The 26,525-nt window shown below is 64.5% G+C and carries 27 protein-coding genes and 1 pseudogene; 8 read left to right on the forward strand and 20 right to left on the reverse strand.

Translation table 11 applies throughout. The features are described 5' to 3' along the window. Nucleotides 1-33: 33 nt before the first annotated feature. Nucleotides 34-864: a phosphogluconate dehydrogenase C-terminal domain-containing protein gene (locus MNOD_RS11605; RefSeq protein WP_015929072.1), complete on the reverse strand. Its 831-nt coding sequence runs from the start codon at nucleotides 862-864 to the stop codon at nucleotides 34-36. A gap of 21 nt (nucleotides 865-885) precedes the next feature. Continuing rightward, a complete protein-coding gene (locus MNOD_RS11610; protein WP_015929073.1) occupies nucleotides 886-2,238 on the reverse strand; it encodes an MFS transporter in 1,353 nt (450 codons plus the stop codon). A 174-nt stretch (nucleotides 2,239-2,412) separates the two neighbouring features. Here MNOD_RS11610 and MNOD_RS49925 point away from each other — a divergent pair, with 174 nt between their 5' ends. The 3 genes from MNOD_RS49925 to MNOD_RS43005 all read left to right on the forward strand — a co-directional run bounded on the left by MNOD_RS49925 (nucleotide 2,413) and on the right by MNOD_RS43005 (nucleotide 4,963). Next, entirely contained in the window at nucleotides 2,413-2,994 is a 582-nt protein-coding gene (locus MNOD_RS49925; RefSeq protein ID WP_015929074.1) for a LysR family transcriptional regulator, read from the forward strand. A gap of 48 nt (nucleotides 2,995-3,042) precedes the next feature. Continuing rightward, nucleotides 3,043-3,423: a hypothetical protein gene (locus MNOD_RS11625; RefSeq protein WP_015929075.1), complete on the forward strand. Its 381-nt coding sequence runs from the start codon at nucleotides 3,043-3,045 to the stop codon at nucleotides 3,421-3,423. Nucleotides 3,424-3,544: 121 nt separating this feature from the next. Continuing rightward, the gene (locus MNOD_RS43005) at nucleotides 3,545-4,963 is read left to right on the forward strand and encodes an ATP-binding protein (RefSeq protein ID WP_015929076.1); all 1,419 of its coding nucleotides are present in this window, start codon (nucleotides 3,545-3,547) and stop codon (nucleotides 4,961-4,963) included. Nucleotides 4,964-5,139: 176 nt separating this feature from the next. Here the strand turns inward: MNOD_RS43005 and MNOD_RS46355 are convergent, their stop codons facing one another. After that, entirely contained in the window at nucleotides 5,140-5,379 is a 240-nt protein-coding gene (locus MNOD_RS46355; RefSeq protein WP_157091429.1) for a hypothetical protein, read from the reverse strand. A 64-nt stretch (nucleotides 5,380-5,443) separates the two neighbouring features. Here MNOD_RS46355 and MNOD_RS46360 point away from each other — a divergent pair, with 64 nt between their 5' ends. Then, nucleotides 5,444-5,593 carry a hypothetical protein gene (locus MNOD_RS46360; protein WP_157091430.1) on the forward strand — a complete coding sequence of 50 codons (150 nt, stop codon included), beginning with the start codon at nucleotides 5,444-5,446 and terminating at the stop codon, nucleotides 5,591-5,593. 1,013 nt (nucleotides 5,594-6,606) lie between these two features. On the opposite strand, the gene MNOD_RS11630 is transcribed toward MNOD_RS46360, so the two are convergent. The 4 genes from MNOD_RS11630 to MNOD_RS11645 all read right to left on the reverse strand — a co-directional run bounded on the left by MNOD_RS11630 (nucleotide 6,607) and on the right by MNOD_RS11645 (nucleotide 9,845). Continuing rightward, complete coding sequence (locus tag MNOD_RS11630; RefSeq protein ID WP_015929077.1) at nucleotides 6,607-6,924, reverse strand: helix-turn-helix domain-containing protein; 318 nt, start codon at nucleotides 6,922-6,924, stop codon at nucleotides 6,607-6,609. A gap of 585 nt (nucleotides 6,925-7,509) precedes the next feature. Then, complete coding sequence (locus tag MNOD_RS11635; RefSeq protein ID WP_015929078.1) at nucleotides 7,510-7,722, reverse strand: hypothetical protein; 213 nt, start codon at nucleotides 7,720-7,722, stop codon at nucleotides 7,510-7,512. A 480-nt stretch (nucleotides 7,723-8,202) separates the two neighbouring features. Beyond that, nucleotides 8,203-9,453, reverse strand: coding sequence for a calcium-binding protein (locus MNOD_RS41330; RefSeq protein ID WP_050783313.1), 1,251 nt, complete (start codon nucleotides 9,451-9,453; stop codon nucleotides 8,203-8,205). Between the two features lie 89 nt (nucleotides 9,454-9,542). Then, nucleotides 9,543-9,845, reverse strand: coding sequence for a right-handed parallel beta-helix repeat-containing protein (locus tag MNOD_RS11645; RefSeq protein ID WP_043748558.1), 303 nt, complete (start codon nucleotides 9,843-9,845; stop codon nucleotides 9,543-9,545). 595 nt (nucleotides 9,846-10,440) lie between these two features. Between MNOD_RS11645 and MNOD_RS11650 the strand changes: the two genes are divergently transcribed. Continuing rightward, the gene (locus tag MNOD_RS11650; RefSeq protein ID WP_015929079.1) at nucleotides 10,441-10,650 is read left to right on the forward strand and encodes a hypothetical protein; all 210 of its coding nucleotides are present in this window, start codon (nucleotides 10,441-10,443) and stop codon (nucleotides 10,648-10,650) included. Nucleotides 10,651-10,699: 49 nt separating this feature from the next. On the opposite strand, the gene MNOD_RS11655 is transcribed toward MNOD_RS11650, so the two are convergent. Continuing rightward, nucleotides 10,700-11,500: a tetratricopeptide repeat protein gene (locus MNOD_RS11655; protein WP_157091431.1), complete on the reverse strand. Its 801-nt coding sequence runs from the start codon at nucleotides 11,498-11,500 to the stop codon at nucleotides 10,700-10,702. A 202-nt stretch (nucleotides 11,501-11,702) separates the two neighbouring features. Beyond that, nucleotides 11,703-11,905, reverse strand: a pseudogene (locus tag MNOD_RS48940) (IS5/IS1182 family transposase); the annotation flags it as partial. 479 nt (nucleotides 11,906-12,384) lie between these two features. Here MNOD_RS48940 and MNOD_RS11660 point away from each other — a divergent pair. Together MNOD_RS11660 and MNOD_RS46365 are read left to right on the forward strand one after the other, a co-directional pair. Continuing rightward, nucleotides 12,385-14,841: a tetratricopeptide repeat protein gene (locus MNOD_RS11660; RefSeq protein WP_015929081.1), complete on the forward strand. Its 2,457-nt coding sequence runs from the start codon at nucleotides 12,385-12,387 to the stop codon at nucleotides 14,839-14,841. Between the two features lie 516 nt (nucleotides 14,842-15,357). Next, nucleotides 15,358-15,903, forward strand: a complete 546-nt coding sequence (locus tag MNOD_RS46365; protein ID WP_157091432.1) for a hypothetical protein — start codon at nucleotides 15,358-15,360, stop codon at nucleotides 15,901-15,903. A 248-nt stretch (nucleotides 15,904-16,151) separates the two neighbouring features. Here MNOD_RS46365 and MNOD_RS11665 read toward each other — a convergent pair whose 3' ends face one another. Next, nucleotides 16,152-16,487 (reverse strand): hypothetical protein, encoded by a 336-nt coding sequence (locus tag MNOD_RS11665; protein ID WP_015929082.1) that lies wholly within the window; start codon nucleotides 16,485-16,487, stop codon nucleotides 16,152-16,154. A 79-nt stretch (nucleotides 16,488-16,566) separates the two neighbouring features. Between MNOD_RS11665 and MNOD_RS48945 the strand changes: the two genes are divergently transcribed. After that, the gene (locus MNOD_RS48945; RefSeq protein ID WP_015929083.1) at nucleotides 16,567-16,707 is read left to right on the forward strand and encodes a hypothetical protein; all 141 of its coding nucleotides are present in this window, start codon (nucleotides 16,567-16,569) and stop codon (nucleotides 16,705-16,707) included. Between the two features lie 413 nt (nucleotides 16,708-17,120). Here MNOD_RS48945 and MNOD_RS11670 read toward each other — a convergent pair whose 3' ends face one another. The 10 genes from MNOD_RS11670 to MNOD_RS41345 all read right to left on the reverse strand — a co-directional run bounded on the left by MNOD_RS11670 (nucleotide 17,121) and on the right by MNOD_RS41345 (nucleotide 26,523). After that, entirely contained in the window at nucleotides 17,121-17,531 is a 411-nt protein-coding gene (locus MNOD_RS11670; protein WP_015929084.1) for a hypothetical protein, read from the reverse strand. Then, nucleotides 17,506-18,066, reverse strand: a complete 561-nt coding sequence (locus tag MNOD_RS47990; RefSeq protein WP_015929085.1) for a hypothetical protein — start codon at nucleotides 18,064-18,066, stop codon at nucleotides 17,506-17,508. The genes MNOD_RS11670 and MNOD_RS47990 overlap by 26 nt, the downstream gene beginning before the upstream one ends. Before the next feature lie 25 nt (nucleotides 18,067-18,091). Next, nucleotides 18,092-18,655 carry a hypothetical protein gene (locus MNOD_RS11680; RefSeq protein ID WP_015929086.1) on the reverse strand — a complete coding sequence of 188 codons (564 nt, stop codon included), beginning with the start codon at nucleotides 18,653-18,655 and terminating at the stop codon, nucleotides 18,092-18,094. Nucleotides 18,656-18,756: 101 nt separating this feature from the next. After that, on the reverse strand, nucleotides 18,757-19,398 hold the full coding sequence (locus tag MNOD_RS11685; RefSeq protein ID WP_015929087.1) for a glycoside hydrolase family 108 protein: 642 nt from the start codon (nucleotides 19,396-19,398) through the stop codon (nucleotides 18,757-18,759). Nucleotides 19,399-19,429: 31 nt separating this feature from the next. Continuing rightward, nucleotides 19,430-21,952, reverse strand: a complete 2,523-nt coding sequence (locus tag MNOD_RS41335) for a tail fiber domain-containing protein (protein WP_015929088.1) — start codon at nucleotides 21,950-21,952, stop codon at nucleotides 19,430-19,432. Between the two features lie 103 nt (nucleotides 21,953-22,055). Next, nucleotides 22,056-23,453 carry a hypothetical protein gene (locus tag MNOD_RS11695; RefSeq protein WP_015929089.1) on the reverse strand — a complete coding sequence of 466 codons (1,398 nt, stop codon included), beginning with the start codon at nucleotides 23,451-23,453 and terminating at the stop codon, nucleotides 22,056-22,058. Further along, nucleotides 23,453-23,806, reverse strand: coding sequence for a hypothetical protein (locus MNOD_RS11700; RefSeq protein WP_015929090.1), 354 nt, complete (start codon nucleotides 23,804-23,806; stop codon nucleotides 23,453-23,455). Before MNOD_RS11700 ends, MNOD_RS11695 begins: the two co-directional genes overlap by 1 nt. A 13-nt stretch (nucleotides 23,807-23,819) precedes the next feature. Beyond that, nucleotides 23,820-24,329 (reverse strand): DUF4376 domain-containing protein, encoded by a 510-nt coding sequence (locus tag MNOD_RS11705; protein ID WP_015929091.1) that lies wholly within the window; start codon nucleotides 24,327-24,329, stop codon nucleotides 23,820-23,822. A gap of 12 nt (nucleotides 24,330-24,341) precedes the next feature. Further along, nucleotides 24,342-25,484 (reverse strand): glycine-rich domain-containing protein, encoded by a 1,143-nt coding sequence (locus tag MNOD_RS41340; protein ID WP_015929092.1) that lies wholly within the window; start codon nucleotides 25,482-25,484, stop codon nucleotides 24,342-24,344. A gap of 76 nt (nucleotides 25,485-25,560) precedes the next feature. Further along, nucleotides 25,561-26,523, reverse strand: a complete 963-nt coding sequence (locus MNOD_RS41345) for a YmfQ family protein (protein WP_015929093.1) — start codon at nucleotides 26,521-26,523, stop codon at nucleotides 25,561-25,563. Nucleotides 26,524-26,525: the final 2 nt, after the last annotated feature.

Genomic DNA, 26,525 nt, shown 5'->3' on the forward strand with positions numbered 1-26,525 from the left:
CCTCGTCTCGGAGGGAATCAACCGGAAGCCGTATCAGGTAATCCGCCGGATGCTCTCGGCGATCTCGGCCTCATCCAGGCAGCCGAGCCAGTCGTCGCGCATCAGCCGCGGCTTGCCGAACTGGATCGCCTTGTTGCAGGCGTCCGAGAACACGCCGGGCACCTCCTTGAAGGTGACCGCCGCCAGGATGTTGAGGTGGCCGAGGAGGAAGTCGCGGGCGCATTCCGCCGGTACCCCGCGGCGCACGGTCTCGTCCATGGCCTCGCGCATCACGTCGAGGAGCGTGGCGCAGACCGTCTCGGACAGGCCGGGTTCGAGCAGCGCCATCTGCTCGACGGTGAGGCGGTAGGAGCGCAGGATCGGTGCCCAGATCGCCTTCGCTACCCGCTCGCCGAGGTCGAAGGCCTCCTCCGGCCCCTGCATCAGGGCGCTGGTGATCGACTGCTTCGCCGCGATGCCGCCGAAATAGTCGCGCCGGCCCTCCGGGGTGGTCTCGTCGTTGAAGATCGGCGGGTGGCAGGGGTGGGTGACGAAGTAGGTCAGGTCCGGCCGCTCCGGCAGATGGCCGGCGAAGGGCGCGGCGGCATCGAGGATGACCACCATGGTGCCGGGCTTCAGCTTCGGCGACAGGTCGTGCGAGACCTTGCCGATCAGGGTGTCGGGCACCGCCAGGATCACCACCTCGGCGCCGTCGAGGGCCGCATCGGCGTCGATGCAGTCGAGGCCGAGCTCGTCCTTGAGGCGCCGGCGCCCCGCCTCGCCCACCTCCACGTGGGACACGCGGAACTCCGACTTCACGAGGTTGCGGGCGAGCCGCACCCCCATCTTTCCGCCGGCGCCGAACAGGGCAATTCTCTCGTTCATCTCGTCTCTCCGTATTCGTGTTCAGGCGGTGCGGGGGCTCAGCGCGGGCTCGGGCGCCGCGCGCCCGACCGCGAAGGAGAGCCCTGCCGAGAGCAGCATGAAGCCGCCGACGATCAGCATGGGCGCCGCGTAGGAGCCGGTGGCGTCCTTGACCGCACCCGTGATGTAGGGGGCGGCAAAGCCCGCGGCGTTGCCGATGGTGTTGATGAGCGCGATGCCGGCGGCCGCCCCCGCCCCCGACAGGAACCGGGCGGGGATCGCCCAGAAGTTCGGCAGGGCCGAGAAGATCGCGCAGGCGGTGACCGTGATGCAGGCGACCGTCGCGGCGGGCGACCCCATCTGGAGCGCGGCCGGGACGCTCACCGCGCCGACGAGGGCCGGCAGGCCGACATGCCAGGAGCGCACGCCCCGGCGGGCGGCGTCGCGACTCCACAGCAGGAGGGCGATGGCGGCCGGCAGGTAGGGGATCGCCGTGATGAGGCCCTTCTCAAAGACGTTGAACTTGGTGCCGAACTGCCCCTCGAAGCCGGCGATGATCGTCGGCAGGAAGAAGGCGAGCGCGTAGAGACCGTAGATCAGGCCGAAATAGATCAGGCTCAGGAGCCAGACCCGGCCGTTCAGCATCGCGCGGCCGGCATGCACCCCGTGCGGCGTCGCCTTGGCGTGCTCCTCGCGGGCGAGTTCCTGCACGAGCCAGTCGCGTTCCGCCGGGGAGAGCCAGCGGGCATCCGCCGGCCGGTCCGGGAGGTAGAACCACGCGACGACGCCGACCACGATCGCCGGCACGGCGACGCCGAAGAACATGATGCGCCAGCCGGCGAGCCCGAACAGCCCGTCCGCGCCGAGCAGCAGCGAGGCGAGCGGCGCGCCCACCACGATGGTGAGGGGCTGGGCGACGTAGAACAGGGCCAGGATGCGGCTGCGGTGGCGCGCCGGCACCCAGAGGCTTAAGAAAAGGATCGCGCCGGGAAAGAAGCCCGCCTCGGCGACGCCGAGCAGGAAGCGCAGCAGGTAAAGCCCCTCCGCGCTCTCCACCCAGGTGAACAGCAGGGCGACGATGCCCCAGGTGACCATGATCCGCGACAGCCAGATCCGGGCGCCGAAGCGGTGCAGCGCGAGGTTGCTCGGGACTTCGAGGATGATGTAGCCGAAGAAGAAGATGCCGGCCGCGAAGCCGAACTGGGCCGCCGTGAGCCCGAGGTCGCGCGTCATGCCGTTGGGGCCGGCGAACGAGATCGCGGTGCGGTCCAGGAAATTGATGAAGAACATCAGGCCGATGAACGGCACGAGGCGCCACGCGATCTTGGCGATGGCGGTCTCTTCGACGCTGTGCCGCGCCGGCATGCCGGGCGTGGACATAGCGGGCGTGGACATGGGCTTCCTCCGGTTGGACCGGATCCGGGGGCGCCCCGTCCCGGCTGATTGGTTCGCCCGCTTGGCCGCGAGCCGGCCGGAGAGTGAGGGCGCTCCACAGCCGCGACAATCGATTTGTGCGCGCCGAGACGTGAGCTAAACTCACACCATGAGCTTTCCTGCGGAAGTGCGCGGATGGTCCAGGCCCTACCTTCCCTCGTGGCCCTGCGTGCCTTCGAGGCCGCCGCCCGCCACCGGAGCCTGACCCGGGCCGCCGAGGAATTGTGCGTCACCCACGGGGCGGTGAGCCGGCACGTCAAGGCACTGGAGGCGGCCCTCGGCGTGCCATTGATGCGGCGCGGGGCGCTCTCCTCCGACCCGACGCCCGAGGGCGCCTGCCTCGCCGAGGGTCTGACGGCAGCCTTCGGGCTGATCCAGGCCACGATCGAGCGCGTCACGCCCGGTCCGCTGACCCTGTCCTGCTCGGCCTCGATCATGCTGTGCTGGTTGATCCCGCGGATGTCGGCCTTCCACGCGGTGCACGGCGACGTGCAGGTCGAGTTGAACACGAAGTCGAGAAACTCAATAAAATCAAGGGATCTAGCCCCAGGTGCGGGAATTTCGCCCCCTTTGGTCGCAATGGGTTATTTTCACGCCATACCGCACCCTCCGAGCACGAAAAAGCCCGCTGCGGCGAGGCCGGGCGGGCTCTGGGCGGTTAGTGGCATCGGCAAGGCCGAGGCTACTGGCATTCCGGTGAGACGGATAGGCGGGTGAGGCTTGGCGGCTCTCGCGCGCGGCCTCGCCCGCGGGTAGCGTCCCGCCATGTCCGACTCGGCCACGCTCAACGCCCTCTCCCCCACCGTCCTGGAATGGTCCCGCGGGCTCGCCAGCCTCTCGCCCGGTCAGCCGCCGTGCCCGGGATTCCGGCCTGACGAATGGGCCGTGATCCTGAGCAACGCCCGGCGCTTCGTGGACGACTTCGGGCCCGAGGCCGATCGGCTCGGCTGGGACACCATCACCCTGTTCGGCGTGCATCCGAAATCCGGCGTGATTCGCGGCGACTGGACAGGCGTGCTGCTGGTCAGCCTCTACCCGGTCCTGGAGGTGCGGGCCGACTTCATGCGGAAGCACCTCTGGACGATCCCGCGGCACAAGCCGGGGCGGTATCGGGGCGTGCCGGTTTGGGAGTTCGGGCGCGGCTGACCGGCACACTTTAGAACAGATCCGCACCAAAACCTACCGGGCGCCTGAAACACGAGCGCAGCGCGTATCTGTAAGAACAGTCAAAATCCATCAAACACGTCCTTTGGAGTGCTGACGAACGATGCCGGACATCTTTCAAATTTCCTACGACGAAGCGTTGGCCCTATGCAGCCGCAATGAGGGTGACTTGTTTGACCACAAGGCGGCAAAGATCGAAGCTAGAAAGGTCGAGAAAATTGCAGTCGCTTTTGCTAATTCTGATGGCGGAGAGTTTGTAATCGGAATTGCCGATAGCAAAGACGAGCCTGATCCTGCCAAAAGATGGCAAGGGGCTGCCGCCCCTGAATCCTACAATGGAATTCTACAAGCCTTGTTCAATTTGAACCCGGCGGTCGACTTCCGGCATGAGTTTCTACAAGCAGACAAAATGCCGGGTATCGCAATGCGCGTCTATATTGACAAATGCCCGAACGTCGCGAAAGCGTCCGACGGCAAAGTTTATCAGCGGGTCGGAGCGCAGTCGCTCCCAATTACCGATCCGGACAAGATAACCGCGCTTTCTTTTGCAAAGGGCGCCGCGAGTTATGAGGACACACTACTCAATCTCGACCCTGAAGAGATCGTAGAGAGTCGAGAAATAGCAGCATTCACGCGCGACCTAGCGCCAGTCACACATCCGCTCGCTTACTGCGTTAACGAAGGGCTAGTAGACCGCAAGACTTTTGCACCAAGTTGCGCCGGCGTCCTCCTGTTTTCTGATCGGCCGCAGCCTATGTTTCCACGCCGCTGTGCAATCAAGGTTATCTTCTATGATACACGCCAAGAAGCTCCCGAGCGAGAACACCTGAAGGTCAACAAAACTGTCGAGGGGCCACTTTATAGGCAAATCCACGAAGCTGCTCGGTTAGTAACGGACATTATGTCTAGCATTAGCATTATGACGCCTGAGGGGCTGCAGCGCGTAAAATACCCCCCCGAAGCGATATGGGAGATACTTGTTAATGCGGTTATACACCGTGACTACTCAATCGCCGATGACATTCAGATTGTGATATACCAGAACCGAATTGAGATAAGAAGTCCAGGAAGGTTGCCGGGGTTTGTAACCACGGAGAATTTTCTGGACGTTCGTTACAGCCGTAACTCCAAAATCGTCCGCAGTCTCGCAAAATATAAAGACGCGCCCAACAAAGATCTTGGCGAGGGCCTTAACACTGCCTTTGAAAAAATGAAGGAGTGGAAGTTAAAAAGCCCAACTTTGGTCGAAGACGGTAACTATGTGCTCGTCACCATCCCGCATACACCTTTGGCCTCGCCCGAGGAACTCGTAATGGAATACCTGCAGAAGCACCCTGAAATCAAAAACAAGCAGGCACGAGAGATTACAGGTATTAAGTCAGAAAACCAAATGAAGGAGGTATTTTATCGCTTGCGCGACAAGGGCTTGATTGAGCTGATAGCGGGCCGCAAGGGCAATGCTGCGGCGTGGCAGCTCGTACCGGCGCCCGTTGAGAATGAAGCCAGTCCACCGGTGGCATGAGGGTGTTTCGCAAATGTCGCAGGTCACTCCAGGTCGTGGCGATTATTGCGTGTGGCCGTCAGCCGCCTGAAACGCGGTACGAACCGCGATTCTGTTGGAAAGGCCGGCGTGATACCAGCTTCGCCGGTTGTGCCGAGGCTGGCCTTATCATCGGCTCGGGCTGAGCGCTCAGATGATCAGCGCGCAGCTATACGAGAGATGCGCTCCTCAAGAGCGTTGCCCTGCAAGGTTTTGCCTTGACAGTCGATCATAACAGTCTGCCTTTGCTCGGCAGGCAAGCCCGCAATGAAGACCAAAGCATCTCCGATGGAAGCGAAATCGCGCTGTGCGCCATTCCGGGATACAATACCCGGCTTGCTCGGCGGGTTCGTGATCCATCGTGCCACAACCGGTCCATCCTCATCGCGCATGTTCACGGAGTTCTCCCTTTTTTGATAAGAGGGGAGGAACCATAGCCGATTTCGGGGCGGAGCCGGCGTGTTGTCCACAGGATCAAGCATTAACACGCCCCGCCGCAACCCACGCCTCGTCTACGACGAGAACGGCCGGGAGATCCCACCACCTGCAATGAGCGAAGCCGCCCGGCACATGGCAGTGCGGACCGCGATCCTGCTGGCGAGGCCGGCGTGAGCGAACCGGCTGGATTATGGGCGAGCGGAATCGGCCAGAGACTGAATCGGCCCTCGAAGCTGCTCTCGCGTGGCTTGCCAAGGGGATAAGACTGTGAGGGCAGAGGCCAGCGGAACCGTCGCAAGGGCTGCCGGGACAGCAGGGCGGCAGCGGCCGGAGTGGCTTGCGAGATTCATGCAGTCTCGCGGAGAGCGTCGGCGCCATGCGAGCCCTTCACCGCACCGGACCGCACAGAAGGGCTTTTGCTGGGTGAGCCTCCCAAATATCTACTCCGACGCTTTACTGGACAGGCAAATCTGCAAAAAGTCGAGCTGGGCGATTTATCCTATATGGACGCGGCTTCAAAAACCGGTATGCTGCGCCACCCTGGCGCAACTACGTGCGCCAGCATGGAACGCGTAGGACTTATCGGACCTTCACTCCATCAATGGAGGGAACCGTGTCGCGCATATCCAAGAGTAAGCGTCGGAGCGAAGTTGTGCCAGCGGTTGGCGTCGTCGGCTTGACATTGTCGATGGCCAGCGGGGCGTCCGCTGCTGTCAGTACTCCTGCGGCGGATGCCGCATCGCAGGACGGCCCGCCTCGGCCCGAAATCGCGCTCGGTCTCCACGAGGAAGAAGTCAGCGACGTCAGCCTTGCGACATTCTTCGTCTTCGACAGGGAAATGACCGATACGTTGCGCGGTGACGTGCAGCTCGCAGGCTACTACCGGGGCTGCCGCGGCTGCTGGGGATGGCGCGGCTGCAGAGGATGTCGCTGCTGGGGTTGCCGCGGCTGCCGCGGCTGCCGCTGCGGCTGTGGCGGCTGTGGCGGCTGCCGGTGTTAACGCATAGACGCAGTCACAAGGTGCACGCATCTCCGGGATTCACGTTTTCGCGGTAGACGTTTCGTGATGCGGCCCAAGATGGCCCGCCCGCGTTTCCACGCGGGGAGCCTCGCATGGGTCCACGTGAGGGGTCGCAGGACGCGTAACGCAGGTATGGCAAGCCGGTCATCGCGCGCCACACGGCCTTTCAACGACGCCGGTGGTCCTTCCGCCACGCGCTTGGTGTCGTGCCGGTCCAGCGCCGGAAAGCGTGGGTGAACGCGGCCGGCTCGGAGAACTTCAGCGCGGCCGAGATCTCCGCCATGCTCATGGTGGTATCAGCCAACAACCGCTTCGCGATGCCAAGCTGCGCCTCGTCGACGATCTGTGTGAAGCTCGTGCCTTCGGACTTCAGCCGGCGGCTCAGCGTGCGCCGATGGATCCCCATCTGCTGCGCGACCTGCTGCTTGCTGAGTGGCTGCTCAATCATCGTGGCGCGCAAGCGCTGGTGAAGCTCGTCTGTCATGTCAGCGGCAACGACAGTCTAAACCACTAGATCGGTGCCAGAACTAGATCACTAGCCTTCCACATTGTCAAACAAACTCCAACAGACTTGCCGATATCTGATCTGCGCTGCCAGCCACATGTGGCTATGGGCCGTGGAGATCTCGCGCTCGTTCAGATGCCCTCATCTGGCCTCGCACGCGGGAAGGCGATTCGCATAAGCGCAAGTATGGGACGAGAAGAGCCCGCCACGACAGGACCGGGCGGGCTGAAGGCAAACAGAGAGTGTGCCGACAGATAACCACACCTGCCGGCGCGGCGCATTCACCTGCGCTACTGGATCGCCCCTCGCGCGTGAGGCCGGCCAGGGCGATGTGAGTCTCATCGGATCAAGCGGCGCAACCGCAGCATGGCACAATGCAGATGCTCCGCCGCGTTGGCGCCGCGGCGGAGCATCTCCTTCTGGGGTTTTATCACCCTACCTTCGGGCCGCTCCGCAAGAGCGGCCTTCCTTTGCCTTGCTGGATTGCCCCTCGCGCGCGAGGGGCATGGGTCATTGCTCGCGGGACGCGTAAGCCGGTGTATGGAACCACCTCAAGCGGCCAGCTCATTGCCGGTTCAACAAGCCCTCCAGGGCAAGCCGGTAGCGGTGCAAGGCAGCCAGCGTCTGGGTGAGGATGGCGAGGCCGCGTTTCGCCTCCGCGAGTTCGGGGCTGTCTGGCCGCAGGCACGCGACCTGCCGGATCTCCTCCTCCCGCTCCTGCCCGACTAGGGTGATGAGGCGGTCCAGGTCGGCGAGGGTGTTGGGCGCCTGAAGCATGGTCTGTCCTCTCGGCCCAAGGCCCGCTCAGACCTCTTGAACGCGCATTCCCCGACCCGACTGGGGCTGAAGCATACTGCGCTGGAGTATCGTGGCATTAAGCTGGATCAAATCTGGATCAAATAACGAGCGCCGAGCGCGTGAGGCGCTGTATGGAACCAGAGCCTCTCGCGTCTCAGACGAAAAAGCCCGCCACGGCGGGACCGGGCGGGCTGGAGGAATCCTCATGTTCAGACCAGCGCAGCCAAGCACACCTACCGGCGCTGCGCCTTAACCTGCGCTACCGGATCGTCCCTCGCGCGTGAGGGCGGGCCATTCGCATAAGCCCCAGTATGGGTTCGAACGACAAGGGCCGCTCTGGATGAGCGGCCTGTCGGTATCAGCACGGTAAGAAGCTACCAGTGACAGCCCAAAATGGATGAGGCCGCCAAAGGCCAGGGCAGCCGCTCGCCATCTCACCGCCGAGGTTCGGTTCCAGCGCTACACGACCGTGAAGTCGCTCGCAGTGATCACGGGCTTGTTGTCGAGTGTCGCGAACGGCACAGCCGTAGATGCCGTGCCGGAGCCATCCGCATCATAGGACAGCACGCCTGTGCGGCTATTGTAGAGAATGCGGTCACTGGCATCGACCATGGCGCCCTTTACGCCCAGGTCCTTGAACGCTGCGGCTGCAAGAGGCCCCGTCGCCAGTGATCGGAACGCGCTCTGCGCCAGCTGGATGGTGTCGTCGTTGCCGCTCGCCGACGGGCTGAAATCCCGGATGTGATCGACACTTCCGGTCACCAGCGCGGTGCTGAAACCGAAGGTGTCGTTGCCCAGACCACCCTGCAGCGTGTCGGCGCCCGCACCGCCGTCGAGCACGTTGGCGGCTCCGTTGCCGATGATCAGGTTGGCGAGGCCGTTGCCCGTGCCATTGATCGCGCCCGAGCCAGTCAGGGTCAGGTTCTCGACGTCCTGACCTGCCAAGCTGAAGCTGACCGAGGCCAGCACGGTGTCGGTGCCCTCGCCAGGAACCTCGATCACCTTGTCGCCGACATTGTTCACCACGTAAGTGTCATCGCCTAAGCCGCCCCGAAAGGTGTCGGCGCCCAAGGTGCCCTGCAGGGTGTCGGCGCCTGGAGTACCTTCCACCAGAGGGTACCAGGAGGAAAAGGTGTTGAGCCATCCGGACATCGGCGTCTGGCCGGTAATCTCATGGGCGTCGAACGTTCCAGTGAAGGTGCCGTCTGTGTACCCACCGCCGGAGACGATGTTCCCAGGGTTGGCCGGGTTCTGGTACGCGGCGTTGGTGATGGTGGTATCGTTCGCCAGCGCGAAGATCAGGCCGTTCGAGAGAGGAGGTTTGCGTCCGGCGTAGCCGGTCACATGGTTGTCGAACGAGCGGACGTAGTCGAAGGTGTTGTGGCTCCCGTAGTCCGAGAACGCGCCGTCGCCCATATGGATCGCATCCACATGGGAGACCACACCATAGGAGGAATTCTCGAAGATAACACCAACCCCACTCGGAGAGTTGTTGCCGTCAACGACACCATTGCTGATGTGAACGTTATCGCTGCCGCCGATATTGATGTTGTCTTCGGTCCAAGATTTGTTCAAATCATTTTTGACATAGAAGTTGGTGAGCGAGCTATTGCTGGAGCCGTTGAACTGCACCAGCTGTCCGCGCGGAAATGGCCCGCGCATGTCGTAGCCTTCGATGCCCTGCAGCGCGGTGTTCGGGGAGTCCTGCACATAGATGCCCGTGGAGGTATCGCGGACGGTGACGTTGCTGATCTGGGTCCCGGGGCTACTGTAGAGCGCAATGCCATAGTGCTCCGGGCTCAGCTCAGCTCAGCGCCAGACGCCGGCGCACCGGCGTTGATGATCTCCACCTGGTCGATCTTGAGGCCGGCGGCATTGACGGCTCTAATTCCCATATTGATGGGTTTGTTGCCGAGGTCGTCACTCTTGTTGCCCGCGCCGTTGTAGTGGATGCGGACGTTGCTGATGGTGACGTTCTGGACACCGTTCACCTCGATGCCAGCTCCGCTGTTGACGTAGATGTCGAGATCCTTGATGACGTCCCCGCTATGCGCGACGATCGTGCCATCGTGACGGGTGAGCGTGACCGACGTCTCAGCCATGAGCGTACCCTCCGGCGTTGTCACGTGAAGTGATAGCAGGGTGACTCTGGTCGGGGTAGGAGGCGCGTAAGCGGCTTTATGGAACCGGATTCCGCCCCTCCGGACAGTGTTCGGAAGGTCTCGCGCAGACCTCGAGCCGGCAGGTAGTTGAGGGCCAGTCTATCGGCCTCTGGCGGGGCCTCGCGGGCCGGCGGATGTACTGCGTTGATCTACGGGCACGTTCTATGCAAAGAGCGCCGCCGTTCCACGCTCGTCTCCCACCCGGGCGCGGGACAGCGGGCCGGGTGTGAAGGGCCTCGATCAACATGCACTCGGCCCGCGCTCCTCCTAGTGCTCCAGACGAAGAGAACGCCGACCGCGGGTGAGAACACTGCCCGAGGCCGGCGCGCCGGCCGTCGCTGGCTAGGAAAGAAGCCGGCCGGAGATGCGTGATCCCAGCCGGCAGTGGGCAAGGGCCATGGGGGTTAGGCATGGCCACTGAATCAATCGAGGCGCGGCGCGGCCTGTTCCGCTGCAGGCTTGTCTTACCGCGTAGGGGCACGTGATCTGCGCATCACGGATCAAGGGCGCACAGCCTTGGACAGGGGCTACTGAGATGCCACGCCGCAACCCGCGCCGGGCCTACAACGAGCACGGCCGGGAGATCCCGCCGCCGATCATCGGCGATCTGCGCGCGGAGGGCGACCGAACCGCGGCGGTCACCTGCCACGGGTGCGGCTACCACGTGGTCATCAGCACCGATCGCTTCCCGGCCGAGCTGCCGTTCCCTGACAACGCGCTCCCGCTGCGCTGCTCGGCCTGTTGATCTCAAGACTTTCACTTCAGCGAAGATGGCAACAGGTTCCAGCCAATGGTTAAGGGCTGTCGTCTTGGGTGTCGGCGCTCCAGCCCGAGACCACCTGGCACCCCCGATCTCTAACACAATCGGACACCGCCGCTCGAAACGTATCGTTGTCGATCCCGTCGGGCTCACCTCGGTACAATTTTTTGTCTCGCAAATTCCACTGCGTATTCTTGATGAATTGGGAGTCTGCCCGGTCAAACGCTGCATGATAATCCCGAAGCGCTCGATCTATGTCGCCTACCGCTCGCCATACCTCGGCCCGCTGAATATAAGCCGCCGGCCGATGCGGCACCAGCCGGATCACCTCATCAAAATCACGCAGAGCCAACTCGTTTTTCTGAGCTTTCCCGTGCAGGCGGCCCCGCCGAAAGAAGACATAGGGGTCCTGGGGGCTGAGGGTAATGGCCTGATCGAAGTAGCTCATGGCCCGCCCCCAGTCTCGTTCGGCGACGATTTCTCCTAGCCTCACCAGGTAGAAGGGCTTGCATTGCATGCTCAGTTGCACAGCTTGCTCGTGGTCGCGGACGGCCGCTGCCCAGGCGTCCGTGCTGGATCCCCAGAACTCTGACCGCCGGGCGTGCGCATACGCCAACGCCTCCGAATCCGCCGTTCCGCGCTCGATCAGGCGATTGGCTGCCCTGACAACATTGGCGACGCTCGCGCTCAGCAGCATCTGCATGTAATCATCGTCATCAATTTTGCTGGTAAAGTGTTTCTGGTAGATTGTATTGATGTAATCGACAACGTGCATTTCCTGGGCCACTGCGCCGCTCGTCCATAATGACAGCACGAAGCCGAGCCATAAGCTCATGGCTCCCCATTGACCCCGCCTCAGCATGTCAACCTCAGGATGCAGTGACAGCAGATGCCGCTACTGTGAGGAGAGCAGAGCGCACCAAATTCATGGTCCACCTTTAGGCTGAGAGGGGCAATACTACCATCTACTCGCCTATATGGACAGCAAATTCGGATAGCACGTGATCTGGCCCTTGTCACGGTTTACATTCAAGAACTCAGGCCCAGCGCCCGATGAGCCGCATCAGGATCATGATAAGAGGCGGCGAAGAGGAAAGCTCGGGCGGAAGCTAGCGTCGCTTCCGGGTGTTTCCATGGCCACCAATCCCGGCTGATCCAGGCGAAGAGCCTCGACCCACCCGCGTGGGTGCCCTGCAAAGCCCACTTGATCGGGTAGCTTGCGGACGATCTCGATGGTGATGCCGGCAGGTGGCTGTAGCTGGCCCATCAGCGGCAGACAGCGGTGCGCCCCCTCGCCTGAGACCAGAACGGAATTGTGGTGCCTCAGGGGGGCGGGTCCAAGTGGGGCCACGCACAAGCGTTCATCAGGTCGCAGCTGGCGCCGCCCGGCACGGCCGGGGGCAGCGCCAGCCCGCCTCGCGGTCACCCCGTCGCCTCGGCGTTCAGCCGCGCGGCGATCGTCCGCAGGGCCGCGCACCTTGCGCTTGCCTATCCGCTCGCTCACGCTGCTGCGGGTCCGGCACACGGCGCTGAAGCGCCAGCTAGGTGACCCAAACGGCGGCCGAGCCAAGAATGTCGCTCCGCTCGGCTTGCGAGCCCCTCTTCAGGTCGCTCCGCGTGTCGATTGTCACTCCGCGTGCTGATTGGAACGTAGAATGTGCTGATTTTAGAGCTATAATTTAGCTGCTGATGCCCGGCCATCGGGGGCGGAGCGGAGCCATGCATCAAGCTCATGTATTGATGCTTGTTTTAGGGTTGCTTGGTCTGGCAACCTCAACAGCTTATGCATTGGATGCAACTGACTACTATAATCGCGGAGATGCCTTCCGGAGCAAGGGCGAGTACGACCGGGCGATTGCAGACTACGACCAGGCTTTGCGCCTCGATCCTAAGTCCGCAGTCGCGTACACCCATCGCGGCTTAGCGTTCTACCGCAAGGGCGAGTACGACCGGGCGATTGCAGACTACGACCAGGCTTTGCGCCTCGATCCTAAGTCCGCAGTCGCGTACACCCATCGCGGCCTGGCGTTCTACCGCAAGGGCGAGTACGACCGGGCGATTGCAGACTACGATCAGGCCCTGCGCCTCGATCCTAAGTACGCAAATATCTACATCAATCGCGGGTTAGCGTTCTACCGCAAGGGCGAGTACGACCGGGCGATCGCAGACTACGATCAGGCCCTGCGCCTCGATCTCAGGGACGCGGTCGTCTACACCAATCGCGGAGATGCCTTCCGGAGCAAGGGCGAGTACGACCGGGCGATCGCAGACTATGACCAAGCCTTGCGGTTCAATCCCAAGTACCCGTATGCCTACAGAAATCGCGGGGATACCTTCCAGAGCAAGGGTGAGTACGACCGGGCGATCGCGGACTACGATCAGGCCCTGCGGCTCAATCCTGAGGACGCAGCCGCATACACCCATCGCGGGTTAGCCTTCCAAAGCAAGAGCGAGTACGACCGGGCAATTGCAGACTACGATCAGGCCCTGCGCCTCGATCCTAAGTACGCAAATATCTACATCAATCGCGGCTATGCCTTCCGGAGCAAGGGCGAGTACAACCGGGCAATCGCGGACTTCGATCAGGCCCTGCGGCTCGATCCAAAGTCCGTAATCGCCTACACCGGGCGTGGGGATGCCTTCCGGAGCAAAGGTGAGAACGACCGGGCAATCGCCGACTACGACCAAGCCTTGCGGTTCAATCCCAAGTACGCCTATGCCTACAGAAATCGCGGGGATGCCTTCCGGAACAAGGGTGAATACGACCGGGCGATTGCAGACTACACTCAAGCTCTGCGCCTCGATCCCCAGTCCGCAACTGCCTACAACAATCGCGGGTTAGCCTTTCAAGACAAGGGCGAGTACGACCGGGCAATCGCGGACTACGATCAGGCGCTGCGGCTCGATCCTAAGGACGCAGCGGCGTACACCAATCGCGGAGCAGCTTTCTACCGCAAGGGCGAGCACGACCGGGCGATCGCGGACTACGAAGAGGCCCTGCGGCTCGATCCCAAGTCTGCAGCGGCCTACAACGGTCGCGGAGCGGCCCTCAACAAGAAGGGTGATTACGACCGGGCGATCGCAGACCTCGACCAAGCCCTCCGGCTCAAGCCCGGGTTCACCAACCCGCATTACCATCGCGGGATGGCCTTCCGGCACAAGGGCGATCTCGACCGCGCGCTTGCGGACCTGAATGAAGCCGTGCGCCTCAATCCCAAGTACGCGGACGCCTACCAGGAACGCGGGGTGACGTTCCAGGCCCGGGGCGAGTCGGACCGGGCTCTGGCGGATCTCGCTGAGGCTGTGCGGCTGAAGCCTGAGCTTGAGGCAGACGCCACCTTCCTCAAGGTGCGCGGCGAGGCGCAGGCGGCTCTGGCCAGCCGGCCTGCAGCCGCCGCGGTGGTGGCGGCCGTCCAGACCCCGCCGGTCGTCCACACGCCTGCTGTGTCGGCTGTCACACCGCTAACTGAGACCAGGGTCGCGCTCGTGATCGGCAACAGTGCGTATGCCGCTGTCGCGCCGCTCGACAACCCGGCTCGGGACGCCAACGCAATCGCCCGCTCCTTGCGTGAGGCCGGCTTCAAGACTGTTCAGCTCAAGAATGATCTTCGCTACGATGATCTGCGGCGAGCTCTGAACAGCTTCTCGGCGGAAGCGGACAAAGCCGACTGGGCCGTCGTCTACTACGCGGGGCACGGCATCGAGGTCGGCGGCGTCAACTATCTCGTGCCCGTCGATGCCCGACTGAAGACGGACCGGGCCGTACAGTTCGAGGCAATACCGCTCGATCAAGTTCTGGGCAGCATTGAGGGTGCGCGCAAGTTGCGCCTCGTCATCTTGGATGCCTGTCGCGATAATCCGTTCCTGCAGCAGATGACGCGTACGATCGCGGCGCGTTCGGTGGGACGAGGCCTGGCGAAGGTCGAGCCGGAGTCAAGCGGCACGTTGGTGGCATTCGCAGCCAAGCACGGCCAGGTGGCGCTGGATGGGCAAGGCAGTCCGGGGAACAGTCCCTTCGCGGCAGCGCTGATCAAGAACATTGCCAAGCCTGGCATCGAAATTCGCAAGATGTTCGGGCTGGTGCATGATGATGTGCTGGCGGGTACAGGTCGCAAGCAGGAGCCCTTTGTTTATGGCGCCCTCGGAGGAGACGATTACTTTTTCAGAGCGCGTTGATTGTGGCTGACGCTGACTTGCGAGCTTAGAGTCTGTACGCGAGCCGGGACGGCAGGGCGGCGGTGATCGGCGCGGCTTGCGAGATTCGAACGGGGTCGCGGAGGCGGTTGGGGCCGTGCGCTAAAGGCATGCTGCCGATTGGGTCTTCGTGACAATAAAGCGCTGGAACGTGTGTTCGATGGCATTGCAGGTGCGATGGAGAGCTGTCGATAAACCGGGCAGTCCCGACAGGCCACTACTTACTCAGCCGTAGCAAGCTTAGCGTTAGTGGCAGAAAACTGCATTGCCAAATATAAGCCGCCTCTCAACTCTGCGTTGAGCCTTCTTGGGGCAGATCAGCTCGGCAGCCGATTGAACTGGACGGCACTTAGAAACGAGCACATACTTGCTTGCTAGGTGTTCAAAACCGGGCTCATAATCGGCGACAAACTTAGGTATTGGCGGAAACTAATCCTCGCGGCGCTGGCTATTGGCAGCGCTGTTTCGGCAGGTCCGATGCCAAGGAAGGAGCCGTCCATGCGTTTCCCCCTAAGATATCCTCTCGCCCTGGTGCTCCTCGCCAGCGCTTTAACCGTGTTTCCCGCTCATGCAGATCCGAGGGGCGGAGGCGGCATGAGCGGAGGAGGAGGAACGGGTATGCGAGGTAGTGGAGGAGCTGGTGCCGGAGGCGTAGTGTCCGTCGGCAGAAGCGAGAGCACGACCTCTGGAAGGAAAATCCTCACGATAGATGAATACGAGGCAGAATCGAATCGAATTTATCAACTAATTGTTGAGAGAAATAGAGGTAGAGGCATTGATCTAAGCGCTATGGCGGGTGCTGCAACCGCCATTATGAATAAGAGGTACCGGCTGGCCAAGCCAGAGAAATACGATAATGACGCAGCATTTGAGAGAGGTCGCATACAGAATCGAGAAATGAGGAGAATCAACTCTAGAGGTCAATCTTCTCAATCCTCAACCAACACCAATGATCCATTCAGACTCAAAAAAAGCGGACTCACTCAACAAGAACATGACGTACTTTATAACCGTGGAGCAAGACCAACGGGTGACGAATGGTGATAATCACTCACCACCACTGAAGCCGCGATTCTGGCACATCGTTGGATAGCTAAGGACCGCGGAAATGTTCCTATCGTGAGAGGCAGCTAACCTTTCTCTTGCTGAGAAATTGTCGCGGCGAGCGGTTGCTCGGTCGTCATCGCGATGGACGGCATGCCAGGCAGATAATGGCGTGATGATTGCAGCCGGGCGCCTCGCAGTTTGCGCATTACGCAGGCTGATTTCGTGGATGCGGGCTCACCCGGTGATCAGCCCATGCCACCCCCTATGATCTTCAGCCCTCCCAAAGCGGGCGGCAGATCCGGTGGCACTGGCGGGCCGACCAGATCGGGGAAGTAGGCATGGCAGCGCGGGACGTACTGGTTCCCGCGCACCTTGTCGGGCGGCGGGTACGGACAGTCGGCCGCGATCCTCTCCAGCACGCGCTCGAGCGGCGTGTCGGCCCCGAACTTCTCCGCCAGCCGGGCAAGGCGGTAGGAGTCTTGCCGGGAGGCGCAAATCCCGCAGGCCACACGGACGATCACGAACGGATACTGCGCTAAGCAGGTGATCCGCGCGCCGCCGATGCCTCGTCCCTGCCCCATGCTCTGCCATTCCCGCGAGACTCATATGCGGAGCGATGCTAGAACAGCATAAGAACGAACGGCAGCCCCGGAGGCACCGATGCGCCGCGGCCGCGACCGAGACGACGAGAGCGGTCCACCCTCCACCACTGCCGAGTTGCGCGCGGCCGGCGTCACGACGGTTGAGGTCTTCTGCCGGCGCATCGGCTGCGGGCACAACGCCGTCATCGCGACGGATTGAGTCCCCGATGATCTGCCCTCGGATCGCTTTGCCCCCCGCCTGCGCTGCTCCCGCTGCGGGGCGCGCCGGCCGGAGGTCCGCCGGGACATCCTGGCGCATTACGCACAGATCCACACTGAGAGCGGCTGGCGCACGACCGGATCCGGCCCGCTGCCAGCACACTATAAGGTGGTTGGGCGGGACGTGCTGTGGCCGGATGAGAAGGCCTGAAACGCAAAAAGCGCCCCGCCGCGGCAGGGCCGGACGGGGTGAAAGGCAAAGCCTCGCTATCAGCAGCTATAGATAAGCACATCCTCCGCGTAAGGTGCATCTTTTCTTCGGGGGTAGGCGATCATCCGTGCGCGGGATCTACGGGCAGAATAGCCCGCCGCGGCGGGGGCCGGGCGGGCTTGGGTGGTCAGATCGACGGCCGGTCAGCGGGGATGCTGGTCGCGGCGGGAGCCGCGAGGCTGGCCATGGTGCGGCCCGCGGCCGCCTTCCTCCAGCTCTTCGAGGCGGTCGGTGAGACGCTCCAAGACGCTGATCAGCTGGTCATTGTGCCGGGCCGTGTCCGACGCGGTGTCCTCGCGGATGGCCAGGGCCAGCTCCTTCACCGCGTCCGTCAGGTCGGCCACGGCGATCGCATCGAACACCGCTGGCCCGGCTGTGGTAGCGATGTCCCGAGCCGTCTCGGGCTTCAACGCCTCGGCTTTCTTCGCCTCCAGCCGGTAATCGAGCAGGGTCTTGACGAAGCCGTTCAGCGGGACGAGCGCGCCCGCCAGCGCGGCTGTGATGCCGACGACGATCGCCGGCCAGCTGTCAAAGGAGACGCCCGAGTCGGCCACCAGCTCGCCTCCTCTTGCGCAGGCCGAAGGTGTCCTCGGCCGCCATGTCGGAGGCGGCCCGCCCCGACGAATGAAGCTCGGCGAGGGCGAGGACGCCGTAGACCGCGATGCCGGTGGAGAGTGGCGGGTAGGCCGCCGCGAAGCCGGCCGCGGTCGCGAGCCAGAAGGCGAATCCCGACATGCACCCGAGGGTGCGGATCAGGGAGGTCTCCCGGCCGCGGCGGCCATTGATCCAGAGGGCAAGGATGCGAGCCCCGCCCACTGCAATGGAGATCGTCCCGGCCGTTCGCTCCGTCACACAGGAGGCGATCACGCGCCATTCCGGGCCGACGAAGGTGGGCTCGGGGAGGAGCAGCACCGCCCCGAGCGTGACCATGATCAGGGAGAGCCAGACCTCGGCCCAGCGGGTCTGGCCGTAGCGGACGGCTCTGCGGATGCGCTCGTTGATGATGGGGTCGGGGTCGTACTGGATCATGGCGGTTCCGTGCCAAGGCGCAAGGTAAGCCAGCCAGCAGCGCCCTTTGGAGATCCGCATGGCCGCCTCCGGGCTGCCGGTTGCATCAGCGCTTGACCACGCTCGGCAGGATGGCACTGATCTGCGCATCCTTCTGCTGGCTGGAGCGCGACGAGCCGAGCCAGAAGGCGATGGCGGTGCCCAGCGCGAGGTTGGCCGCGCCATAGGCTTGGCTCAAGAGCTGGTAGACGCGCTCGGGGATCTCGCCCTGGATGAAGTAGAGCGCGCTGGTCAGCAGCGCCCAGGCGGTGAGGATCGCCAGCGTGACGATCGCCGGCATCGCGGCGGTCCAGTGACTGGCCTGCGCCAGCCCGAGCTGCATCTGGCGAGCGTTGGCGAGGTCTTCCAGCTCGGCCATCTGCAGCTTTGCGGCCGCCTCGATCTCGGCGAGCTTCACTTGGGCGCCGGAGGGATCGGCCTGCAGTGCCTGGCTGATTGCCTGCGGGGTTGCGGGCACGCCAAGGGCCGCGCCGATGGCGGCGGCCGCGCCCTTGCCCACTGCGGCCCCGATGCCGCCGCCGATCGGCCCGCCCAGCGTGGTGCCGAGGAGTGCGCCAAGAGAGGGCAGCCCGACCTGCGCGAGCTGCCCGGCGAGTTGAAGCCAATCCATGGGAGGAGGTCTCCACCCCTCTGCTGTTCCAGAGAGGGGGCGTGCGCGCGGCGGGCCCGGCCGGCTCGGGGGGAACTACCGCAGATTTTGCGGCGGTTCGGTTAGGCGACCTTGCCGCGCCACAGGCGCTTGAGCGCCGCGAGCAGGCCGCCGGTCTGCATCATGCCCGCCTTCGGCGCACCGCCTTCAGGCCGCGCCATGGTGGTCGCGGTCCCGACGACCGGTGCCGTGACCAGGGCGAGCGCTTCCGTCCGGACGCCGGCCACCCGCGTGGTCCAGCCCTTCCCGAAGGTGGGCCAGCTCTTCGTCAGCGACTGCAGGAAGGCCAGGCGGCTGTCGCAAAGCGCCTTGACGAGCCAGCGCTGATCCGTCCGCGCGACCGCCGCCAGGGTCACCGAGCCGATCACGCCGTCGTCCGCCACGCCGACCAGGCGCTGCAGCGCGATGGCCGCCCGGGCCGGCCCGCTGTTCACCGCAAAGTCGAACACGGCGTAGTCGACGCCGGCCGGCAGCTCGTCGCCGCGCACCGCATCCCAGAAGCGGGTGCGGTAGATCGGAGCGACCTTGGCGGGCGTCAGCGCCTTCACCTCTGCCCGGGTGGCGGGCCGCCCGAGCACCGCCGAGAGCGTGCCGATGGTCACCCCGAGGTTGGTGGGCCCGCCAGGGTCGTCGGGGTGATCGACGTAGCCGCCCTCGTGCGCCAGGACGAGCGTCAGCGCCCGGTCGAAAGTCGACGCGGCCATGGGGGATCTCCAATGTGGGGAATGGATGGGGTCAGCCCAGGCGGACTTCGAGCGCGGCGAGGCGGGCCTCCTGGCCGCGGGCAATGAAGAGGGCGAGTTGATCCGGCCGGAAGCCGTAGCAGTCGCCGGCCGGCCGGGCGGGCGACAGCACGCGGGTCTCGCCGGTCGGCTCACCATCCTCGCCGATGATCGGCTCGGAGACCTCGGGCTCGGCGTCCCACTTGTCGTAGCAGATGAAGCCGTAGCGGAAGGGATCGAGGCCGCGGGCCTGCCCCAATTCGATCGCCCGCTGCACCGTCAGGCCGATGTGGTGCCGCGCCCCGTCCTCGCCCTTCTCGGCAACCGCGGAGAGGAACTGGAAGGCGCCGATTTCCCGGGCCAGATCCTGCGCCCATGCGAGTTCCGCCTCGGTCAGCGGCGCGACCCCGGTCTTCTTGCGGGCGTCCGAGGTGTTGATTGAGCCCGACGCGGCGTAGACCATGCTCCACTTCGCGGTTGGCTGACCGAGCGCCATCCCGCCGTCATTGCCGGGAGCGAAGTAGGGGGTATTGAAGGTGAAGAGGTCGCCGCTATCGCTCCGAAACAGTCTCAGCGGACCACCGTACTGGTAAATGGTCCACTGTGTAGATCCAGCCGCTCTGTCAGAGAGCACGAAGCCTGAGCCGGTGCCGAGCGACTGCACCAAACCGCTCACGTTGGCGGCGGTGGCGGCGACGGTGCCGAAGGTGACGTCGGTTCCGGCCCGGACGATCTCCTCCCACGCCGACCAATTGCCGGCATCGCGGGTGCGCTGGTAGGTCTTCCGACCGGCCGATAGCTGGGTGATGGTCTGCTTGCAGTAGAGCGGGCTGTTCGAGTGGGTTTGGACCTCGATATGATACCAGTCGGCTGTCGGGGCGTTGACCATGCCAGCCCCATCGTAGAAGCCGGCTTCCGTGAGAGTATTGAGGTCGAACGAGCCGGCTATCGTAAAATTCTTCCCGTGTTTCAGTCCGACCGAGGTTAGAACACCAGACACAGCTGCGCTGCCGGCTAGGCTCATACCGCCGGCATCGCCGAGATTGAAGATCTCTGCTCCGTTATAGTAGTACCGAAGAGCGCCGCTCGTATGCTTGAGTTGACTTTTTGCATCGCTCGTGAAGACAACCGGGTTCGACTCTTGTAGATAAATTGCGCCGCCGATGTTAAACTCGCCAGTATCCTTGATGTTAAATAGTTCAGTTCCGTTGTAGTAGTAGCGAAGAGCCCCGACGTCATGCCGTAACATGGGCCGGTTTTCGGCGTCGAAGGAGATCGACATGCCTTCAGCCATTCTGAAGGCCGGTGCCTGAGCAATTGAAAAGCCCTGGGACGCATCGAAGCCGGCGCCGTTAAAGGCGATCTGTAAGCCGTAGCCAACCCCGACATAGGATTGGTCGGGCCAAGCGTAGCCAAGACCGCCATCCTTATTCGAGATGACGCTGCCCCAACCGAAATACGCCTTGGGTCCGGTCGGGTTTTGACGCCCTAAGACCATGTGGTGATTGATGCGGTTAGCCCCGGTGAAGTGGTCCTCACCGTTAGCAAACATGTCGTGTTCAAACCCGACCATGCTGCCCGTAGCGTCCGGGGGTTGGTTGGTCTGGTCGTTGGTCTCCACGTACAGACCCCAAATAGGGGAACGCTGCCCTTGCCCGTCACTCAGAGCATCCGCCGGACGTGTTGCAAGTGAAGCAAGGGCTACGTGCTCTCCCGCTCCGCGGCCTGACGAAGTCAGAATAGTAGAGTTCGCCCAACCGAAGTTATTCAGCCCACCTACGTTAGTGATTGTTTGATTCACACGAAACGCAGGAATGACGTTAGCAAGCGTCCCCCCGGAATGGTTGATGGTCTGGTCAATACGTACAACCGGGCCGTCATTGGGGCGGCTGTTCGCCTTGGCGAAGTATTTCCCACCTTCGACCATCGTTTCAACGACATCGGTGCCGATACCAATGACCGGCCACCCCTCCGGGGTTGTATTGCCTGACAACCGCCAGAGAATCGGAGTGGATGGTCCTCCGGCAGGGGTACCGCTCACCTTCCACGTACCCGGGGGGACTTCTACGGTGCCGTTGTTCGGGGTTGCGGCGCGGGCTGCGCTGAAGGCCGAAAGGTCTTCCTTCGTACCGTCAAGCTGGGCACCGAAGTCCTTGACGTTCGGGATGTCGGCCGCAGGGCGCTGCGCCAATGCGAGCTTGCCGTCCGAACCGAGTGTCGCGACCCCATTGGCTGCGCCCTTCTCGGTATCCGCGATGCGGGCGGCGATGGCGTCGCCGACGGGATTCCCGGCCCCTGCGAGGGCTGTGAGGCTGCCGAGGGTGCTCAGGGCGCTCAGCACCTCCGTCGCGGGCTGCCGGCCGGCGATGGTGCTTGAGAGCCCGTTGAGGGCCGCGACCACATCGGTCGTGCCGAGCGCCTCGGCGAGATCAGCATAGGCCCGCAGGAACAAGTTGACCTTCAGGAAGGCCGTGCGCAGGTCGTCGCCGGTGCCGTCATTGGGCACCCGCCCGATGTTGATCAGTTCGAAGGCCATGGCGCTCCGCGCTCACGAAAGAGCCGCCCGGGTGGGGCGGCTGCGATGGGGCGAGGGATGAGGGACGGGATCGGCAGCCGTCGGGCGGCCGCACCGGGCGGTGTCAGCGCATCTTCCAGGACGTCCCGTCGCAGAATACGGGGGTCTTCAAGTTGCCGCCGCCGACAGGCACGGCATTGTACGTCACCGCCGTGGCGTCGGTGACGTAGGCCATCGTGCCCTCCGACCCGGACACGCATGGATACAGCGTAGAGACCGTATAGGGGGCCAACTTGAGGCCGCCCGTCATCACAATGCCCGAGGCCGTGATGACGCCCATTGGGTTGACGTTCCATCCCTGACCGTTGATTTGGAAATTGGCGTAGGTGCCCGCGAAGGTCAGACCGACACCTTGAGCACCCGTCGAGATCAGGGAGTGGTGGGTGATGTCGCCGAACGGATTGACGTTCCAGCCGGGCCCTTGGATCTGAAATCCGGAGAAGCTGCCGCTCAACGCGAGACCGACACCATAAGTCCCGCCTAATCGAATGGCCGTTCCAGCGTGTGTCAGGTCGTAGTAGCCATTATCCGAGACGAGCTTGTCGCAGCACAGCGTGATGCCGTTGACGACGTGCGCGGGATCGCTCACGTCGTCGAGGCCCGCGATGGACAGCCCGGACGAGGAGCGCCGCGGCCCGTTCATGAAAATCTGAAGAGCCGTTGCGACACCGCCGGGTGTTGCCACTCCGTAGTCCGTCCGGTAGTTGACGAGGTCGATTTCCTGCGAATAGACGTTGATCCGTCTTCCGTCACCCTGCGAAATCTGCGTATCGACCGCGACCCCCCAAGTCGCCCCGGCATTATCTTCGGCATAGGTGAAGACGCCAAGATTGGTCTTACCGCCGTTAGCTGGGGACTTATTTGGTTCATAGCGCCACGTCACCGTGCCATCCGGGATATCGACGCCCGGCGTGGTGCCGGTCGGGCCGCCCGAGTTGCCGGACGTACCGCCGTAGGTGCCGTCCTTAACGACATACATATTGCCGCCATGCACGACGGTCGAGCGGTGCTTATAGACCGTGTTTGGCGTCCAGTTGCCGGGATAACCGTTGGTCACGTTCATATTGAACAGGTTAGCGTACTCGCCCTTATCGCTGTTCTGCGAGGCAGTATAGTAGCGCGCCAATCCAGCCCGGGTCAGATCCTGCGCCACAAGGGCCGGCGAGATGTTGCCGGATCCGTCGCGCGACCAGAACGGCCCCAGGATCGGCTCGGCCATGAGCGAGCCCTGCGTGACCCAGGTCCCGCTGGTGGGCATGCCGCCGGAGATGAGGTCGAGCGGTGCATCGCCGCCCGTGACCGCCAGGCGCCCGCCCGAGATAGCGCCCGGGGCCGTCACGGTGATCGCCTCCAGGCTCTTGCCGGCGAGCGGCGGGCGCTTGGCGAGGGCGGCGGCGTCGAGGGCGCGCGCCGGCGCGGCGCTCGCGAGGACGAGCGCGAGAATCGCGAGGAAGAGGCGCATCAGGTGTTGGTCCCCGTCACGAAGAGGGTGTAGCCGCCCGACGCGTCGCCCTGGCGGTACACCTTGTTGGTCCCGAGCCCGTCCGGCGCGGTCGGGCGGCTCAACAGCCACGCAACAAACAGCGCCTCGAAGGCGGCGTTGAAGGCGGCCTGCTCTTTGCTGAGCGCTTGGTCGGCCGAAGCGGTGGCCGCCGCAGCGGCGGCGACCGCCGCCCCGATGGCGCTCTGGACGTCCGAGAGGGCGGCCACGAGCGCTGCCATGTTGCGGTTGACCTTGGCGAAGGACACCCGCGGGGTGTCGCCCTGCCCGTCGTTGGGCACCCGCCCGATGTTGACGTGCTCGATCTCGACCATCGGCGGCCTCTCCTCAGGCCGCGAAGGCGGCGTCGATCTGGGCCAGAGTCGTGACGGTCGGTGGCTCGGCGCGGATCCCGGCCACGAGGGCGGCCTCCGTGGCAAAGCAGCTCTGGACATGGGCGCCGACCGCCAGGGCGATGGCGGTGACCTGCGCCGCCGTCAGCATCACGAAGCCGCCAAGCCCCTTGAACGCGACGCTCGGCGCGCCGGAGGACTGGAGGTAGGCGACCGCAGCCGTGAGCATGGCCTGGGAGGTGCGGTCGCTCGCGACCGCGACGCCGTCGACCGTGATCCCTCGGGTCTCGGCAATGTAGCGCTGGGCAGCGGCGTGCTGGAGGAGGTCCGTGACCGTGGGCGGCGGCGCGACAGGCGGGGCAAACTCCGCCCCATCGTAGCGCCAGCTGATCCCGACCTCCGCCGGAGCCGGCACGCAGAGCTCGATAAGGGCCTCCGGGTAGCGGCCCGGCGTCGGGTCAAGCAACTCGACCACGACGCCATTGACAAGGCGGGCAACGGCCACGGGCGCGTCTCCTCAGAATGTGAGCTTGATCAGGCCGTCGGCGCCGCGGCCCCCGACGGCGTTCGAGGACGCCCCGGAGCCGCCACACCCCGGCGCGCTGGCATCGGCGCCGGGATAGGGGCCATAGCCGCCTGCCGGGGCGGTGCCCAGGTAGCTGGAGCCACCGGCACCGCCGAACAGCGCGCCTGCGAGGCTGTAGGGGAAGCTGCCGAACAGGCCCGGCACGTTGAACCCGTCAGAGCCGATGCCGTTGCCGCCGAAGGCGACAGTGTTGCCGAAGCCGGAGGCGCGGCCCTCGCCGCCTGCGCCACCCGTCGCCGCGGCGAGCGTCCCGACCGAGGTGGTGCCGCCCGCCCCGCCGTTGCCGCCCCCCTGCGCCCCCGGGGCGCCCCCCGTGCCCACGGTGAGCGCGATGGTGGTGCCGGGCACGACCTTGATCGCCGTCAGCTCCTTGTAGCCGCCGCCGCCGCCGCCCGTGCCCGCGGACGACCAGTTGCCGTTGCCGTCCGCCGCGCCCCCGGCGCCGCCGCCGCCGCCGCCTGCCCCCCAGATCTGCAGCGTCTTGATTTCGAATACGCCGGCCGGGACGACCCAGTTCTGGCTCGTGCGCACAATGAGCGTGCCCGACGCCGCGAAGCGCGCCGGGTTGAAGTTCACAAGCCCCAGCCTGCCGTCCGCACGCACCGCGACCAGGAAGGCCCCCGCGAGCACGTCGTTGTCCTTGAGGTCCGAGCCATCGGCCCGGCAGACGCTGCGCGTGATGTCCGGCTCGAACCCGGTGAACGTCACGGTGGTCGCGCCAACGTTCGGGGTGGGGAAGATCAGTTCGATCAGCATCCCCTCTTCGAGGGCCTCGACGGCCGGGTAGAGGCTCGCGACGGCAAACGCGCCGCCGGACCCTGTCGCGGTGCCGATGTGCAGGAGCGCCTTTGGCGGCGCCGCGCCGCCGATCAGCGCCTTGACGGCCTTGAGCACCTGCTGAAGGTCAGACCCGCTGGGGATGAGCCCGGCGCCCTCGATCAGCGCCTTCAGCTCCCGCATCGGATGCTCGATGGCCTTCGGCGGCACCTTCGAGCCCTGGGTGCCGGCAGCCGTGTTCTTGCTTACATAAGGCGCGTTCGGGTCGAGCGACCCGGTCGGGGGCACGTAGTCCATGGGGGCTCCGGCAGGCAGGCGCGCGCACCCGGCCGCGGAGGGGCGGCCGATCAGCGGCGCAGGCGAATGAGGATGGTCAGGCGGCGAGGCTGTAGGCGAAGATCAGCCTTGTGTGCTGGGGCGCGTAGCGGTGGAGCAGGCACTCCAGATCCTGCGCGGTGGTGAACCCTTCGAGGGGGTCCGTGTCGCACTCGCCCTCGTCCGGGTAGAACCACGTTTCGCCGTAGCCGCGCACGTGCACGACCCAGTATTTCCACTGGGTCTCGTCGGAGACTTGGTCGGTGTCCTCGATGTCGGGCTTGAGGATGTAGCCTTCGAGCGGGGTGCTGTCGCACTCGCCCTCATCACAGGTGAACCACGTCTCTTCGAGCGAGTCGTTCGAGCACTCCGACACGTCGCACAGGAACTGAGTCGGCTCCTCGATGGTGATGTCGTAGCCGATCGAGGCGGCGAGACAGATGAAATAGGCGGGCGACGCGCCGCCCTGCGCGGCGAAGCGGGCGCGGACCGCCGCAACCCGCGCCTCCCGTCCCGTCGGGCCGGTGCCGCAGGGGTCCGGCAGCCCGAGCTCGGCCTCCCAATCAGGCAGAGCCCAGGAGACGGCGGACGGCAGGGCCTGGGTCGCGAGGTCGAACTCGACCCGGTTGACCTCCGCGACCCAGGCCGCGAGCGCGCTCCAGACCTGGCGCATGACGGGCGAGGCGCCCCGCCCGTCGCCGGCCTCGTCCGTGCCCCAGGCGGGACCCCGCGGCGTGAGCGCGAGGAGCTGCGGCAGGATTCGCTCGGCTGTCGGCTCGGCCTGGATGTCGTAGACGGAGGGCGGCTCCGCCCCGAGGTGGGCGCAGGGCCAGCCGGGCGGCAGCTGGCCGGGATAGTCCAGGTCGACCGTGTAGCCCTCGCCGTCAACCGTCGGCAGCAGCCGGTCGGCGGTGGGCAGGGGGCGCGGCGGATCGATGAAGCCGAGCGCGGTCGCATCGGCGGTGAGGCCGGTGGCGTCGGCCGTAGGGCTGAGCCGGTCGACGGACAGGCGGCGCAGCATCG

The organism is Methylobacterium nodulans ORS 2060 (assembly GCF_000022085.1).
Classification (GTDB): domain Bacteria; phylum Pseudomonadota; class Alphaproteobacteria; order Rhizobiales; family Beijerinckiaceae; genus Methylobacterium; species Methylobacterium nodulans.

Bases quoted from the DNA above. Each gene is read 5' to 3' on its own strand.
- MNOD_RS11605 (WP_015929072.1), bottom strand. From the start codon at position 864: ATGAACGAGAGAATTGCCCTGTTCGGCGCCGGCGGAAAGATGGGGGTG.
- MNOD_RS11610 (WP_015929073.1), bottom strand. From the start codon at position 2,238: ATGTCCACGCCCGCTATGTCCACGCCCGGCATGCCGGCGCGGCACAGC.
- MNOD_RS49925 (WP_015929074.1), top strand. From the start codon at position 2,413: ATGGTCCAGGCCCTACCTTCCCTCGTGGCCCTGCGTGCCTTCGAGGCC.
- MNOD_RS11625 (WP_015929075.1), top strand. From the start codon at position 3,043: ATGTCCGACTCGGCCACGCTCAACGCCCTCTCCCCCACCGTCCTGGAA.
- MNOD_RS43005 (WP_015929076.1), top strand. From the start codon at position 3,545: ATGCCGGACATCTTTCAAATTTCCTACGACGAAGCGTTGGCCCTATGC.
- MNOD_RS11630 (WP_015929077.1), bottom strand. From the start codon at position 6,924: ATGACAGACGAGCTTCACCAGCGCTTGCGCGCCACGATGATTGAGCAG.
- MNOD_RS11635 (WP_015929078.1), bottom strand. From the start codon at position 7,722: ATGCTTCAGGCGCCCAACACCCTCGCCGACCTGGACCGCCTCATCACC.
- MNOD_RS11645 (WP_043748558.1), bottom strand. From the start codon at position 9,845: ATGGCTGAGACGTCGGTCACGCTCACCCGTCACGATGGCACGATCGTC.
- MNOD_RS11650 (WP_015929079.1), top strand. From the start codon at position 10,441: ATGCCACGCCGCAACCCGCGCCGGGCCTACAACGAGCACGGCCGGGAG.
- MNOD_RS11655 (WP_157091431.1), bottom strand. From the start codon at position 11,500: ATGAGCTTATGGCTCGGCTTCGTGCTGTCATTATGGACGAGCGGCGCA.
- MNOD_RS11660 (WP_015929081.1), top strand. From the start codon at position 12,385: ATGCATCAAGCTCATGTATTGATGCTTGTTTTAGGGTTGCTTGGTCTG.
- MNOD_RS46365 (WP_157091432.1), top strand. From the start codon at position 15,358: ATGCGTTTCCCCCTAAGATATCCTCTCGCCCTGGTGCTCCTCGCCAGC.
- MNOD_RS11665 (WP_015929082.1), bottom strand. From the start codon at position 16,487: ATGGGGCAGGGACGAGGCATCGGCGGCGCGCGGATCACCTGCTTAGCG.
- MNOD_RS48945 (WP_015929083.1), top strand. From the start codon at position 16,567: ATGCGCCGCGGCCGCGACCGAGACGACGAGAGCGGTCCACCCTCCACC.
- MNOD_RS47990 (WP_015929085.1), bottom strand. From the start codon at position 18,066: ATGCGGATCTCCAAAGGGCGCTGCTGGCTGGCTTACCTTGCGCCTTGG.
- MNOD_RS11680 (WP_015929086.1), bottom strand. From the start codon at position 18,655: ATGGATTGGCTTCAACTCGCCGGGCAGCTCGCGCAGGTCGGGCTGCCC.
- MNOD_RS11685 (WP_015929087.1), bottom strand. From the start codon at position 19,398: ATGGCCGCGTCGACTTTCGACCGGGCGCTGACGCTCGTCCTGGCGCAC.
- MNOD_RS41335 (WP_015929088.1), bottom strand. From the start codon at position 21,952: ATGGCCTTCGAACTGATCAACATCGGGCGGGTGCCCAATGACGGCACC.
- MNOD_RS11695 (WP_015929089.1), bottom strand. From the start codon at position 23,453: ATGCGCCTCTTCCTCGCGATTCTCGCGCTCGTCCTCGCGAGCGCCGCG.
- MNOD_RS11700 (WP_015929090.1), bottom strand. From the start codon at position 23,806: ATGGTCGAGATCGAGCACGTCAACATCGGGCGGGTGCCCAACGACGGG.
- MNOD_RS41340 (WP_015929092.1), bottom strand. From the start codon at position 25,484: ATGGACTACGTGCCCCCGACCGGGTCGCTCGACCCGAACGCGCCTTAT.
- MNOD_RS41345 (WP_015929093.1), bottom strand. From the start codon at position 26,523: ATGCTGCGCCGCCTGTCCGTCGACCGGCTCAGCCCTACGGCCGACGCC.